Consider the following 13564-nt stretch of genomic DNA (forward strand, 5'->3'; position numbering starts at 1 on the left):
TACCCGCCGACCGCCCCGGTCGGCTTGCGGGATGCCGGTCCAACGGTCGGTTCGGCAGATAACTCAACGCTGCCGCATTCACTGCTAAACACGCCGGGACGACAGTAATAAGAACGTCTCGTGACTGTCACGGCATGGTCACGCCCGCATGGCGCAATGCGTGCATGTCAACCGGCGCGAGTCATGCATGGGCCAGAAAACGTCCGCGACCTCCCTGTTCCGTCAACCGCTCGGCGCCCGAGCCGTCAACGCGTTCCTGTCCGGCTCTGCCGCAACCGATGCGCTGGCGCCGCACGAGCCGACGCCGACGCACGCGACACATGACGAGCCCGAATCGTCGGCCCACCGGTACCGCACGATCTGGCTGTCCGACATCCACCTCGGCTCGAGCGGCTGCCAGGCGACGTATCTGCTCGACTTCCTGCGCCACAACGATTCGGAATACCTGTACCTCGTCGGCGACATCATCGACGGCTGGCAGCTGAAGAAAGGCTGGTACTGGCCGCAGGCGCACAACGACGTCGTGCAGAAGATCCTGCGCAAGGCGCGCAAGGGTACGCAGGTCGTCTACATCCCGGGCAACCACGACGAAGGCGCGCGGCAGTTCTGCGACCTCGCGTTCGGCGACATCCAGGTGCGCGGCGAGGCGTTTCACACGACGCTCGCGGGCAAACGTTTGTGGATCGTGCACGGCGACCTGTTCGACGGCGTGATCCAGCACGCGAAATGGCTCGCCTATCTCGGCGACACGCTGTACACGCTGATCCTCGTGCTGAACCGCTGGTTCAACCGGATCCGCAGCCGGCTCGGCTTCCAGTACTGGTCGCTGTCGCAGTACCTGAAGCGCCAGGTCAAGAACGCGGTCAACTTCATCTCGCAGTTCGAGACCGTGATGACGGACGAAGCGCGCCGCCGCGGCTGCGACGGTGTCGTCTGCGGCCACATCCACAAGGCCGAGATTCGCGACATCGACGGCGTGCTGTACTGCAACGACGGCGACTGGGTCGAAAGCCTGTCCGCGCTCGTCGAAACGATGGAAGGCGAACTGAAGATCGTCTACTGGACGGTGATGCGCACCGCACCGTCGGAGACCACGTCGCGCAAGGCCAAGGCCACTGCCTGACACAACCCTACTTACAGGACATGCCGCGATGAAGATCATGATCGTCACCGACGCGTGGGAACCGCAGGTCAACGGCGTCGTGCGCACGCTGAAGAGCACGTCGCGCGAACTCACGGCGCTCGGCCACCGCGTCGAACTGCTGACGCCGCTGGAATTCCGCACGGTGCCCTGCCCGACCTACCCCGAGATTCGCCTGTCGATCCTGCCGTACCGGAAACTGCGTGCACGGATCGATGCGTTCGCCCCCGACGCGCTGCACATCGCAACCGAAGGCCCGCTCGGTCTCGCCGCCCGCCGCTATGCGCGCGCGCGCAAGCTGCCGTTCACGACTGCCTATCACACGCGCTTTCCGGAATACGTGCAGGCGCGCTTCGGGATCCCGCTGGCGGCGACCTACAAGTTCCTGCACTGGTTCCATGCACCGTCGCTCGCGGTGATGGCGCCGACGCCGGTCGTCAAGCAGGACCTCGAGAAGTTCGGCTTCACGAACGTCGTGCTGTGGACGCGCGGCGTCGATCTCGACATCTTCCGGCCGATGGACTCGAAGGTGCTGAATACCGCGCGGCCGATCTTCCTGTACGTGGGCCGCGTCGCGATCGAAAAGAACGTCGAGGCGTTCCTGCGTCTGGACCTGCCGGGCTCGAAGTGGGTCGCGGGGGAAGGCCCGGCGCTCGCCGAGCTGAAGTCGCGCTATCCGGAAGCGAACTATCTGGGCGTGCTGTCCCAAGCCGAGCTCGCGAAGGTGTATGCTGCGGCCGACGTGTTCGTGTTCCCGAGTCGCACCGACACGTTCGGCCTCGTGCTGCTGGAGGCGCTCGCATGCGGCACGCCGGTTGCGGCCTACCCGGTCACGGGTCCGATCGACGTGCTGAGCGGGGGCAATGCCGGCGCGATGCACGAAGACCTGCAGGAAGCCTGCTTCGAGGCGCTGAAGATCGAACGCGAGACCGCGCGCGCCTGGGCAGAACGCTTCTCGTGGCGCGCGGCGTCCGAGCAGTTCGCGTCCCACCTGAAGCCGCTGCCGAAGACTGCGTACTCGCCCGCCGAAGGTGCACCCGTTTGAAACGAGACCTGAACGACCGCAATCCATCCCCTGCCGCGACGGCGCAGCCGCATCGTCCGTTCGACGAGGAAGAGCCGCACGCCGATGCGGACCTGCACGCGCACGAACCGCTCGGCCCGGACGACCGTCTGGCGCCGCTGCCGGCGAATCCGTACAAGCGCCACCGCGGCATCACGCGCGCGTGGTACGCGCTCAAGCATTCGCTGAACGGCTTTCGCGTCGCGATCCGCGAGGAAAGCGCGTTCCGCCAGGAACTCACGCTCGCCGCGCTGATGCTGCCGATCGGCGCGTTCTCGCCGGTGCCGGCCGTCTCGCGCGCGCTGCTGATCGGCTCGGTGCTGCTGGTGCTGATCGTCGAGTTGCTCAATTCGAGCGTCGAGGCCGCGATCGACCGCATCTCGCTCGAGCGCCATGAGCTTTCGAAGCGCGCGAAGGACCTCGGCAGCGCGGCAGTCACGGTCGCGCTGTTCGCATGCGTGACGACGTGGGGGTTCGTGCTCGGTCCGGTCGTCGCTCGCTGGCTCGGGTTCTAGCCGCATTCACGGGGCCGCCGCGGCGCGCGCATGCGGCGGTGCAGCACGCGGCGCATGCATTGCGCACACGAAATGCGCCCGATGCGAGGAAACAGCGGTTTATAATCGTCGGCCAGACTTAGAACAGCAACCCGCGCCGGACGAATCTCGCAGCATCGATTGCAGCGCCCGCCAGTCCGGCATACACAGGGCCGGACGACATGGAAGCGAAACCTCCCCGCCGCACCCGCGAACGGATTCTCGAGTTGTCGTTGAAACTCTTCAACGAGATCGGCGAGCCGAACGTCACGACCACGACGATCGCCGAGGAAATGGAAATCAGTCCAGGCAACCTGTACTACCATTTCCGCAACAAGGACGACATCATCAACAGCATCTTCGCGCAGTTCGAGCAGCAGATCGAACGGCGGCTGCGCTTCCCCGAAGATCACCGTCCGACGATCGACGAAACCTGGTCTTACCTGCAGTACATGGCCGATTTCATGTGGACCTACCGGTTCCTGTATCGCGACCTGAACGACCTGCTCGCGCGCAATCGCACGCTCGAGACGCACTTCAAGCAGATCATCAGCCACAAGGTGCGCTTCGCGCACGACATGTGCGAGCTGCTCGTGTCCGACGCCGAAATGGTCGCGACGCCGGCCGAGATCGAGGTCATCGCGACGAACATGGCCGTGATCTCGACGTACTGGCTGTCGTATCAGTACGTGATGCATCCGCGCAAGTACAACGACCAGGACGCGATCCGAGAGGAGCTGCACCAGGTCAGCATGCACGTGATCTCGATCATGGCCCCGTACCTGCGCGGCCGGTCGCGCCAGCTGTTCGACGATCTCGTCTCCGGCAAGCTGCCGAAGCGCCAGTTCGCCGACTACCTGCCGCCGCGCGACGGTTCGCCGCGCCCGGCGGGCAGTCCGGTCGCCGCCAAGCCCGCCGCGAAGGATACGAAACAATGAAGGCAGTCTGCGTGTATTGCGGTTCGTCGTCCGGCGTGCGGCCCGTCTATGCGGATGCCGCGCGTGCATTCGGCCGCGCGCTCGTCGATGCCGGCCTCACGCTCGTCTACGGCGGCGGCCGCGTCGGCCTGATGGGCGTGATTGCCGATGAAGTGATGGCGGCCGGCGGCCGTGCGGTCGGCGTGATCCCCGAGCTCCTCGTCGACAAGGAAGTCGGCCATACGGGGCTCTCCGAGTTGCACGTCGTGCCCGACATGCACCACCGCAAGAAGATGATGGCCGACCTCGCCGACGCATTCGTCGCGATGCCCGGCGGCGCCGGCACGCTGGAAGAGCTGTTCGAGGTCTACACGTGGGCGCAGCTCGGCTATCACCGCAAGCCGGTCGCGTTGTACAACATCGATTCATTCTACGATCCGCTGATCGCGCTGCTGCGCCATACCGTCGACGAAGGCTTCATGCGCCCCACCTACTTCGACGCACTGTGCATCGCTTCCGAGCCCGCCGCGCTGATCGAGCAGTTGCGCGGCTACCAGCCGCCCGCCCGCGACAAGTGGGCGCCGGACGCAGCCAAGTAACACCATTCCGGAACCGCCCGCGATGCCCGCACCGTCCGAGCGCAAAGTCGTCCTCATCACCGGCGCGAGCCGCGGCATCGGCCGCGCGACCGCGGTGCTGGCGGCCGCGCGCGGCTGGGACGTCGGGATCAACTACACACGCGACGCCGCGGCGGCCGAGCTGACCGCCGAGGCCGTGCGCGACGCCGGCGCCCGCGCGTGCGTGGTGGCCGGCGACGTCGCGAACGAAGCGGACGTTATCGCGATGTTCGACACCGTCACGGCCGCGTTCGGCCGGCTCGACGCGCTGGTCAACAATGCGGGGATCGTCGCACCGTCGATGCCGCTCGCCGACATGCCGCTCGACCGACTGCGCCGGATGTTCGACACCAACGTGCTCGGCGCGTATCTGTGCGCGCGCGAAGCCGCGCGCCGGCTGTCGACCGATCGCGGCGGGCGCGGCGGCGCGATCGTCAACGTATCGTCGATCGCGTCGCGGCTCGGGTCGCCGAACGAGTACGTCGATTACGCGGGCTCGAAGGGTGCGGTCGATTCGATGACGATCGGCCTCGCGAAGGAACTCGGCCCGCACGGCGTGCGCGTGAACGCGGTGCGCCCCGGCCTGATCGAGACCGACATCCATGCGAGCGGCGGCCAGCCGGGCCGCGCGGCACGTCTCGGCGCGCAGACGCCGCTTGGCAGGGCCGGCGCCGCGTACGAGGTCGCGGAAGCGATTGTCTGGCTGCTCGGCGACGCGGCGTCCTATACGACCGGTGCGCTGCTCGACGTCGGCGGCGGACGGTAATCGCACCCGTAAAGTGTCCCGGCGGGCCGCCGCGACCCGCCACGCGGTCACGACACCACAAATCTCCACAAAATCGTGAGCGTCCCGGTAAACATCCGTAACAGTTCCGTGCTTTACTAGCGCCGAACGCCAGCAGCCGTCATCCGGCTGTCATGTCGCGTCGATGTGACCCTAATGGTGTCGGCCAATGCCGCCGGACCAGCTTGACCCGAACGAGATCTTTTCCATGCCAGGAACCGCAGCGCCCGGCCGGCGACGCACGTCCGCGCCCGCTTCGGCGCACGCCCGATCCCCCGCCGATCCCGACCTCAGCACGACACTCCATGCCGCCGGCCCGTTCGCCGCGGCCGATACCGCCGCGCCCGGCGCAGCCCGCGATCGCATCCTGCGGCTCGGCTGGCGCGTGTGGATGCTGGTGGCAGCGCTGCTCTGCGCCTATACGCTGCCGGGCGTGCTCGGCCACGATCCGTGGAAGCAGGACGAAACCTATACGTTCGGCATCATCCAGCACATGCTCGAGACCGGCGACTTCGTCGTGCCGACCAACGCCGGGTTGCCGTTCATGGAAAAGCCGCCCCTCTACGCATGGGTCGCGACGAGTCTCGCATGGCTGTTGCAGCGCGTGATGCCGCTGCACGATGCCGCCCGGCTTGCGAGCGCGCTGTTCGCGGCGCTCGCATTCGGCTTCATCGCACGCGCGGCGCGCAGTGCGAGCCGCGCCGACAGCTGGCTGGACCTGCGCGTGATCGGGCCGGTCGTGCTGAGCGCCGGCACGCTCGTCGTCATCAAGCACGTGCACGACATGATCACGGATGTCGCGCTGTTCGCCGGCGCCGCGATCGGCTTTTGCGGACTGCTCGAACTCGTGATGCAGCACGTGGCACGCGGGCGGCAGGTGCAGCACGGGCTGCCGGTGCGGCCGGCCGGCCGGCGGGCCGCGCCGATGTTCGGCGCGGGCGTGGGCATCGCGCTGATGGCGAAGGGGCTGTTCGTGCCGCTCGTGTTCGCGGCCACCGTCGTGGGTACGATGGTGCTCTACCCCGCCTGCCGGACGCGCGCGTTCGCACGCTCGCTCGGCGTCGCCGCGCTCGTGTTCGCGCCGTTCGCGCTGATCTGGCCGACCGTGCTGTTCCTGCGCTCCGAGACGCTGTTCATGACGTGGTTCTGGGACAACAACGTCGGCCGCTTCTTCGGCTTCTCGGTGCCCGAACTCGGCGCCGAAAACGACAAGCCGCTCTTCATCCTGCGAGCATTCCTGCTGGTCGGTTTCCCGGTCGCGCCGCTCGCGATCGTCGCGCTCGCCCGCGGCGCATGGCGCGACTGGCGCACGCCGCACATCGGGCTGCCGGTGCTGTTCGTGGGCATCGGCCTCGCGGTGCTGCAGGTATCGGCGACCTCGCGCCAGCTCTACATCCTGCCGTTCTTTGCGCCGCTCTCGCTGGTCGCTGCGCAGGCGATCGACCGCCTGCCGCGCGGGCTGCATCTCGCGTGGGACTACCTGAGCCGGCTGCTGTTCGGCACCGTCGTCGTGCTCGCGTGGGCGATCTGGGCGACGATGGCCGATCCGGGCGCGTCGCGTGCGAGCATCGCGCCGCTCGGCCGCTGGCTGCCGCTCGACTGGACGATGCCGATCGTGCCGGCGCTCGTGCTCGGCGCGCTCGTGCTGACGATCGGCTGGCTGACGCTGCTGCCGAAGCTGCGCACAACGGGCCCGTGGCGCGGCGCGCTGTCGTGGAGTGCGGGCGCGCTGGCCGCGTGGGGGCTCGTGTACACGCTGCTGCTGCCGTGGCTCGACGTCGCGAAGAGCTACCGGTCGGTGTTCGACGACCTGAACGCGCATCTCGCGCTCGAATGGAACGACGGCGACTGCATGGCGAGTCTGCACGGGCTCGGTGAATCCGAAGCACCAATGCTGTACTACTTCTCCGGCATCCAGCACACGCCGATTGACGACGCGAAGACCACGCGCTGCACGTGGATGATCGTCCAGGGCGTGCGGACCGTCGATCCGTCGCCGGGCAACGAATGGAAGCTGTTCTGGAGCGGCGCGCGCCCGGGCGACGACAAGGAAATGCTGCGCGTCTACGTGCGCACGCCCGAGCAACACAACGCGCCGTAACCGAACGCGGCGCCGCGCGGCGGCGACGTCGCCGCTCGGCCACGCGCGGGCCGAAGGCCGCCGCCCGCGACGCCAGAACGGGGACTCATGCCGGCCGCGCCGCTCGCCGCTGTCCCCGCGTCAAAACGACGACCCTGGCTGCCGCAGGAAGGCCGCTTCGTCGCCGGTAGACGCGCGGCCGAGGATCGCGTTCCGGTGCGGGAACCGGCCGAAGCGCTCGACGACGGCCGCATGACGTAACGCGAAGTCGTGATAGCTTTCGCATCCGGCCTCCCGACGAATGCCTGCGCACAGCCGCACCGCCTCGCGCTGGCTTTCGTCCGACTCGTCATGCTCGAACGGCAGGTATGCGAACGCACGATGGTGGCCGCTCGGCAACTGCGCGTCCCAACCTGCGGCGACGATGCGCCGCGCGAGCGCCAGCGCCTTCGGATCGGCGGCGAACGCGCGCGGCGTGCCGCGATGAATGTTGCGCGAGAACTGGTCGAGGACCACGATCAGCGCGAGCGCGCCGAGCGGCGTGCGGGCCCAGTGATCGCATGCGCCGTCGCATGCGGCGTCGAGCAGCGCGCCGTAACGCGCGCGCAGCACGTCGTCGAACGCCGCGCCGCCGTTGAACCACACGCTGCGTGCGTGGCCGAACGCCGCCGAATCCGGCGCACCGAACCAGAAATCGAGAATCTCGCGCGCTTGCGGATCGAGCGCGGCGGCGGCGTCCGCTCGCCCCGGGTTGTCGACCGTCATGCAAACTCCAGTACCAGGCGCCGTGTCCGCGCGCTCTTCTTTTCGAGCTTGGCGACCCGCAGGCCGCCGATTTCCGACGTGTTGCGCACGTGCGTGCCGCCGCACGGCTGCAGGTCGATGCCGTCGATCCGCAACAATCGCACGCGCCCGAGCCCCATCGGCGGCTTCACGCTCATCGTGCGCACGAGTTCGGGCCGTTCGGCCATCTCCGCGTCGGTGATCCATTCGGTCGTGACTGGATGCGCGCCGTGCACCAGCGCCGCGAGGCGACGTTCGACGTCGACGCGGTCGATCGCGTCCGACGTCGCGAAATCGAGCCGCACGTAGTCGGCCGTCACGCTGCAGCCGTCGACCGGATACGGCAGCACCGCGCACATCAGATGCGCGGCGGTATGCAGCCGCATCCGCCGGTAGCGCTGCGGCCAGTCGATGGCCGCGACCACACGCATACCGGGCGTGAGCGACGCGACGCGCGCGTCCTGGCCAGCCGCAGGCACGTGCACCGCATCGTCGGGCGTCGCGCCGTCGAACTTCGCCTTGCGCGTATCGGCGATCGTGATCGCAATGCCGTCGGGCAGCGTCAGCGTGCCGCTGTCGCCGGCCTGGCCGCCGCCGAGCGGATAGAACACCGTGCGGTCGAGCCGGATGCCGTCGTCGCCGACGGCAACGACGATCGCGTCGCATTGCGTCAGGTATGCGTCTTCGCGAAACAAAGCCTGGGTGGTCATCGGACTCGCCTCGTATCGATCGGAAACAGTCAGTGTCGCGCCGCGTGGCGCAGCCGCCCAGACGCACATCGTCCTGCACCGGAACGGCAGCGTACCGGTCGATCAACCGGGCCGGTTGCGCATCCAGTCGGCCGTATCGTAGAACGAGTGCATCAGCCGTTCGCGCAGCGGCTCGGGCAGCCCGATGTCTTCCATCGCCCACGCCATGCAGCGCAGCCACTGATCCCGCTCGACCGACGCGATCGGGAACGGCAGGTGCCGTGCGCGCAGCCGCGGATGGCCGAACCGGCTGATGTAGTGATCGGGGCCGCCGAGCCAGCCGCACAGGAACCAGAACAGCTTGTCGCGCGAGCCGTCGAGCGACGCCGGATGCAGCGCGCGAATCTGCGCGAACTCGGGCTCCAGATCCATCAGGTCGTAAAAGCGGTCCACCATGTCGCGCACGCGGGCTTCGCCGCCCACGAGCTCGAACGCCGTCGGCTGCGACGGCGCCTCATCATTCACATCGGTCATACGGATAATCGGAAACGGGATGGTCGGGGTCGCCGGCAACGCTCATGCGTCGCGCAGCGACTGCAGCGCCGGGCGCCGCAGCACATTATGCAGGCTCAGCCAGCCGGCCGCACCGGCGCACGCGACGCCGGCCGCGATGCCCGCCGGCACGAGCCACGGATCGACGGCGAGCTGGAAGTCGAACACGCGCGACGCGAGCACCGAGCCGACCGCGATCGCGCCCAACGACGCCAGCAGGCCGGCCAGCGCGCCGACGACGATGAATTCGGCGCGCTGCACCGCATTCACCTGCGCGCGCGACGCGCCGAGCGCGCGCAGCAGCGCGGCCTCGCGCACGCGCTCGTCGCGCGAGCCGGCGAGCGCGGTGTAAAGCACGAGCACGCCGGCCGCGAGCGTGAACGCAAACAGGAACTGCACCGCGCCGACCACCTGCAGCATCATCCGCTGCAACTGCGCGAGGATCGGCGCGACGTCGATCGCGGTCAGATTCGGGTAGCGTGCGATCAGCGGATCGAGCAGCGCCGCCTGCGCAGCCGGCAGATGAAAGCTCGTAAGATAGACGGCCGGGAAGTCCTTCAGCACCGGCGGCGGCATCAGCACGAAAAAATTGACGCGGAACGAGCCCCAGTCGAGCTTGCGTACGCTGGTGATCGGCGCGTCGACCGTGAGCCCCGTCACGTCGAAACGCAGCGTGTCGCCAGGCTTCACGTTCAGCGTCTTCGCGAGCCCGGCCTCGATCGAAATCTGCGGACGCGACGACGTGCCGAACCAGTCGCCTTCGACGATCCGGTTGTCGGACGGCAACTCGGTCGTATACGACAGATTGAACTCGCGGTCGACGAGGCGGCGCGCTTCGTCGGACGGATACGCATCGGGGTTCACCGGCTTGCCGTTGATCGCGACGAGCCGCCCGCGCACCATCGGCGCGGGCACCGCGTCGCGCACGCCGTGCGCGGCGAGCCACGCGGCGACGTCGTCGCGCTGGTCGGGCTGGATGTCGATCAGGAACTGGTTCGGCGCATCGGGCGGCGTCGACTGCCGCCAGCCGGCAACCAGGTCGTTGCGCGTGATGGCGATCAGCAGCAGGCACATCAGTCCCAGCGCGAGGGCGGTGATCTGGAGCGCGCTCGCCGTGCCGCGCCGGTGCAGCGACGCGAGCGCGTAGCGCCATCCGATACCGGCCGCCACGCGTGCATTGCGTACCGCGCGCGCGGCCGCGTACAGCACGAGCCGCACGATCAGCGCGAAACCGGCCAGCGCGCCCGCGAACCCGCCGGCGACGATCAGGCCGAGCTTCAGGTTGCCCGCGGCGATGACGAGCAGTGCGGCGAACAGCATGACGCCGAGCGCATACGCGGCCCACGCGGTGCGCGACGCATCGCCCCAGTCGCGGCGCAGCACGCGCACCGGCGGCACGCGAGTGAGCGGCGCCAGCGGCGGCAAAGCGAAGCCGAGCAGCAGCACGAGCGCGGCGCCGATTCCGACGAGCGCCGGCCACGGTGTCGGCGACGGCAGCACGACGTCGATCAGGCTGCCGAGCGCGGCAAGCAGCGCCCAGTGGCCGCCGTAGCCGAGCACCGCGCCCGCGACGCCCGACACGATGCCGATGCCGGCAAATTCGAGTGCGAACAGCGCGCCGAGTGTGCGGCGGCTCACACCGAGACAGCGCATCGTCGCGCAGCCGTCGAGATGGCGCCGCATGTAGCGCTGCGCGGCCATCGCGATCGCGACCGCCGCGAGCAGTGCGGTCAGCAGCGCGACGAGCGTCAGGAAATGACGCGCGCGGTCGAGCGTCTGGCGCACCTGCGGCTGGCCTTCCTGAAGCGATTCGAGGCCGACGCCGCGCAGCTTGCCGCCGTCGACGCGACCGTGCGCATAGGCCTCGAAGCGCGCAACGGCCTGCGCGTTTCCGGCAACCAGCAGCCGGTACGTGACGCGGCTGCCGTACCCGGTGAGCCCGGTGGCCGCGAGCTCGTCCGCACGCATCATCAGCCGCGGCGAGAAATTGACGAACGAGAAGCCGCGATCGAGTTCGCGGGAAATCGACGCGGCGACCGTGAACGTGCGCAGGCCGACCCGCACGGTGTCGCCCGCCTTCAGATGCAGCGCATCGAGCAGCGCGGGATCGGCCCATACGGTGCCGGGCGCGGGGATCGCGTCCGCCTTCAGCGCAGCCTGCGCGCCGGCCGGCACGATCTCGACCGCGCCGCGCAACGGATAGCCGGCAGACACTGCTTTCACGGCCGCGAGGCGCGACGGCGCCGCGCCGCCCGCGGGCCCCGGGGCGGCCGGCGCGATCATGCTCGGGAAAATCGCGGTCGTCGCGGTACGCAGCCCGAGCGAGCGAGCCTCGCGATCGAACGACGGGTCGACGGGATGATCGGCGCGCACGACGAAATCGGCGCCGAGCATCTGGCGCGCGTCGCGCTCGAGCCCCTGGCGCAAGCGATCGGCGAGAAAGCCGACGCTCGTCAGCGCGGCGACGGCCAGCACCAGTGCCAGCACGAGCAGCGTGAGTTCGCCGGCGCGCCAGTCGCGTGCGGTCATGCGCGCGGCCTGCCGGATCAGATCGTGCCAGCCGAAGCGGCCGGCATGGGCGTGACGCCCGGCCGACGGATCAGCGTACTGCCGCTCGACGGATGGCGGCGCCTTCAATCGCGCTTGCCTCCGATCGAATTGAGCCGCGACACCATATGATTCGCCATCCCGCGGAAACCGCCCGACACGCCACGCCACAGACGCGGCAACGCCCACGCCGACGCCGCGATGAACGCCGCGAGCAGCACCAGGAACGCGAGCGGCACGAAGAATGCGAGCGCGAGGCCGCCGAACACGAGCCCGTCCTCGGTGGACGATGCGACCCAGTTCGAGATCGGCTCGGGAGACAGGTTGATCAACGCGCGCGTGCCGGCCTTCGCGACGTGCGCGGCACCGGCGAGCGAGCCCCCGGCCAGCCCCGCGACCGCGAGCACGGTCGGATCGGCATGGCCGAGCGCGCCGGCGGCCAGCACCGCGCCTGCCGGAATGCGGATGAACGTGTGCACGGCGTCCCACAGCGAGTCGAACGCGGGAATTTTGTCGGCGAGGAATTCGGTGACGGCGAGCACCGCGGCGGCGCCGATCACCCACGGCGACGTCAGCACCGCGAGCGTATCGGGCAGATGCAGCCAGCCGACCCGCGCGAGCACGCCGGCGATCAGCACCGTCAGATAAAGGCGCAGCCCGCTCGCCCACGCGAGCCCCGCGCCGAGCGAAATGGCTTCGATCATGGCCCTCTCCTTGCACTTTCCGTGCGTTTTGCCGATTGATCGGATCGAGTCGGTATGACCGGCCGCGGGGCGCGTGGCGACCAGCACCGCGTGCCGCGAACGGCACGACGGCATTCAGGCCCGAATGCGTTCCATTATAGACAGGCTATCGGCACGGCCGGCGCAATTCCGCAGTGCGTCAGGGCCGGATGCGTGCCGGTTGTCCGGCGCGCCGGCATGCCATGTCAGGCGGCCTCAGGTGGCCGACGACAGTTTCAGGCCGATCAGCCCGATCACGATCAACGATGCACTCGCGACGCGGGCGACGGTCAACGCCTCGCCCATCACCACGATGCCGAACACGAACGCGCCGATCGCGCCGATGCCCGTCCATACCGCATACGCGGTGCCGAGCGGCAGCTGGCGCATCGCGACCGCGAGCAGCGCGAAGCTGGCGAGCGCCGTCACGATCGTCAATACCGACGGTCCGAGTTTCGTGAAGCCCTCGGACGATTTCATGCCGGCCGCCCAGGCCACTTCCAGCAAACCGGCGATCAACAACAATACCCACGCCATCTCGACGTACTCCGTATCGGATGGGGCCGTCCCCGTTGAAGCGAATGGCCCGGGGCCGTCCCCGGGCGGCGGCGAGTATAACAAGGCGCTTACGGCGGCGCCGGATGCCGCCGGCCGCTGCGGGCCTGGGCAGGTCATGGCGGGGAAAGCGCCCGCCCGCCTGGTTCAGCCGCTCTTCGACGCGCGCTTCGCGCCGACACCGCCGACGCAGCGATCGTCGCGGTACAGCGCCCATTCGTCGCACACGCGGCCGTCCTTGAACACGCACATGCCGACCTGCCCGCGCGGCAGGTCGCGAATCACGTGACGGCCGCCGAGTTTCTCGCAATTGACCGACGCGGGATTGGCGAGCGCCGCACGCGGCGCAGAAGGCTGCTGGCCCGGCGGCAGCGGCTGCGCGAACGCGCCCGATGCAGCAAGCGCCAGCGCAGCGATAACGATCAGACGGACGGACATTGCACGCTCCTCGGATGCGTTCGCGGAACGATCAGCATAGCGGGGAATGCGCAAGCGGTGTACGCGGCCGTGCCGGCGGCCGCAATGTCGCGCCGAAGCCACTGCACCGCCGTGCGGCGCGACATTCCGGCCGCATCGCGCCA

Annotated in this window: 14 protein-coding genes; 7 read left to right on the forward strand and 7 right to left on the reverse strand. The window is 68.9% G+C overall.

The window, feature by feature from the left end; genetic code table 11:
- Positions 1-187 precede the first annotated feature (187 nt).
- The 7 genes from WK25_RS11085 (at position 188) to WK25_RS11115 (ending at position 7156) form a co-directional block, all read left to right on the forward strand.
- Positions 188-1123, forward strand: a complete 936-nt coding sequence (locus WK25_RS11085; RefSeq protein WP_069241586.1) for a UDP-2,3-diacylglucosamine diphosphatase — start codon at positions 188-190, stop codon at positions 1121-1123.
- 28 nt (positions 1124-1151) lie between these two features.
- Positions 1152-2186: a glycosyltransferase family 4 protein gene (locus WK25_RS11090; protein WP_069241587.1), complete on the forward strand. Its 1035-nt coding sequence runs from the start codon at positions 1152-1154 to the stop codon at positions 2184-2186.
- Positions 2183-2719 (forward strand): diacylglycerol kinase, encoded by a 537-nt coding sequence (locus WK25_RS11095; protein ID WP_040144692.1) that lies wholly within the window; start codon positions 2183-2185, stop codon positions 2717-2719. The genes WK25_RS11090 and WK25_RS11095 overlap by 4 nt, the downstream gene beginning before the upstream one ends.
- A 200-nt stretch (positions 2720-2919) precedes the next feature.
- Positions 2920-3675 carry a TetR/AcrR family transcriptional regulator gene (locus WK25_RS11100; RefSeq protein WP_040144693.1) on the forward strand — a complete coding sequence of 252 codons (756 nt, stop codon included), beginning with the start codon at positions 2920-2922 and terminating at the stop codon, positions 3673-3675.
- Positions 3672-4253, forward strand: coding sequence for a TIGR00730 family Rossman fold protein (locus tag WK25_RS11105; protein WP_040144694.1), 582 nt, complete (start codon positions 3672-3674; stop codon positions 4251-4253). The genes WK25_RS11100 and WK25_RS11105 overlap by 4 nt, the downstream gene beginning before the upstream one ends.
- 22 nt (positions 4254-4275) lie before the next feature.
- Positions 4276-5037 carry an SDR family oxidoreductase gene (locus WK25_RS11110; protein ID WP_069241588.1) on the forward strand — a complete coding sequence of 254 codons (762 nt, stop codon included), beginning with the start codon at positions 4276-4278 and terminating at the stop codon, positions 5035-5037.
- A 226-nt stretch (positions 5038-5263) separates the two neighbouring features.
- Positions 5264-7156 (forward strand): ArnT family glycosyltransferase, encoded by a 1893-nt coding sequence (locus WK25_RS11115; RefSeq protein ID WP_069241985.1) that lies wholly within the window; start codon positions 5264-5266, stop codon positions 7154-7156.
- Between the two features lie 120 nt (positions 7157-7276).
- Here WK25_RS11115 and WK25_RS11120 read toward each other — a convergent pair whose 3' ends face one another.
- The 7 genes from WK25_RS11120 to WK25_RS11150 form a co-directional block, all read right to left on the reverse strand.
- Positions 7277-7900 (reverse strand): DUF924 family protein, encoded by a 624-nt coding sequence (locus tag WK25_RS11120; protein ID WP_069241589.1) that lies wholly within the window; start codon positions 7898-7900, stop codon positions 7277-7279.
- Positions 7897-8628 (reverse strand): alanyl-tRNA editing protein, encoded by a 732-nt coding sequence (locus tag WK25_RS11125; protein WP_059546411.1) that lies wholly within the window; start codon positions 8626-8628, stop codon positions 7897-7899. The genes WK25_RS11120 and WK25_RS11125 overlap by 4 nt, the downstream gene beginning before the upstream one ends.
- Before the next feature lie 102 nt (positions 8629-8730).
- Positions 8731-9141 carry a group II truncated hemoglobin gene (locus WK25_RS11130; protein WP_040144698.1) on the reverse strand — a complete coding sequence of 137 codons (411 nt, stop codon included), beginning with the start codon at positions 9139-9141 and terminating at the stop codon, positions 8731-8733.
- Positions 9142-9183: 42 nt separating this feature from the next.
- On the reverse strand, positions 9184-11688 hold the full coding sequence (locus WK25_RS11135; RefSeq protein ID WP_156432190.1) for an ABC transporter permease: 2505 nt from the start codon (positions 11686-11688) through the stop codon (positions 9184-9186).
- 104 nt (positions 11689-11792) lie between these two features.
- Positions 11793-12410, reverse strand: coding sequence for a DUF4126 domain-containing protein (locus tag WK25_RS11140; protein ID WP_040144699.1), 618 nt, complete (start codon positions 12408-12410; stop codon positions 11793-11795).
- 234 nt (positions 12411-12644) lie between these two features.
- Complete coding sequence (gene sugE, locus WK25_RS11145; RefSeq protein ID WP_059546407.1) at positions 12645-12965, reverse strand: quaternary ammonium compound efflux SMR transporter SugE; 321 nt, start codon at positions 12963-12965, stop codon at positions 12645-12647.
- A 165-nt stretch (positions 12966-13130) separates the two neighbouring features.
- Positions 13131-13421 (reverse strand): DUF333 domain-containing protein, encoded by a 291-nt coding sequence (locus tag WK25_RS11150; protein ID WP_040144701.1) that lies wholly within the window; start codon positions 13419-13421, stop codon positions 13131-13133.
- Between the last annotated feature and the right edge of the window lie 143 nt (positions 13422-13564).

Origin of the sequence: Burkholderia latens, from assembly GCF_001718795.1 — a bacterium.
Lineage (GTDB): Bacteria > Pseudomonadota > Gammaproteobacteria > Burkholderiales > Burkholderiaceae > Burkholderia > Burkholderia latens_A.

Coding starts and splice junctions, on each gene's coding strand:
- WK25_RS11140 (WP_040144699.1), bottom strand. CDS start 12,410: ATGATCGAAGCCATTTCGCTCGGCGCGGGGCTCGCGTGGGCGAGCGGG.
- WK25_RS11125 (WP_059546411.1), bottom strand. CDS start 8,628: ATGACCACCCAGGCTTTGTTTCGCGAAGACGCATACCTGACGCAATGC.
- WK25_RS11135 (WP_156432190.1), bottom strand. CDS start 11,688: ATGACCGCACGCGACTGGCGCGCCGGCGAACTCACGCTGCTCGTGCTG.
- WK25_RS11085 (WP_069241586.1), top strand. CDS start 188: ATGGGCCAGAAAACGTCCGCGACCTCCCTGTTCCGTCAACCGCTCGGC.
- WK25_RS11110 (WP_069241588.1), top strand. CDS start 4,276: ATGCCCGCACCGTCCGAGCGCAAAGTCGTCCTCATCACCGGCGCGAGC.
- WK25_RS11130 (WP_040144698.1), bottom strand. CDS start 9,141: ATGACCGATGTGAATGATGAGGCGCCGTCGCAGCCGACGGCGTTCGAG.
- WK25_RS11090 (WP_069241587.1), top strand. CDS start 1,152: ATGAAGATCATGATCGTCACCGACGCGTGGGAACCGCAGGTCAACGGC.
- sugE (WP_059546407.1), bottom strand. CDS start 12,965: ATGGCGTGGGTATTGTTGTTGATCGCCGGTTTGCTGGAAGTGGCCTGG.
- WK25_RS11115 (WP_069241985.1), top strand. CDS start 5,264: ATGCCAGGAACCGCAGCGCCCGGCCGGCGACGCACGTCCGCGCCCGCT.
- WK25_RS11100 (WP_040144693.1), top strand. CDS start 2,920: ATGGAAGCGAAACCTCCCCGCCGCACCCGCGAACGGATTCTCGAGTTG.
- WK25_RS11105 (WP_040144694.1), top strand. CDS start 3,672: ATGAAGGCAGTCTGCGTGTATTGCGGTTCGTCGTCCGGCGTGCGGCCC.
- WK25_RS11120 (WP_069241589.1), bottom strand. CDS start 7,900: ATGACGGTCGACAACCCGGGGCGAGCGGACGCCGCCGCCGCGCTCGAT.
- WK25_RS11150 (WP_040144701.1), bottom strand. CDS start 13,421: ATGTCCGTCCGTCTGATCGTTATCGCTGCGCTGGCGCTTGCTGCATCG.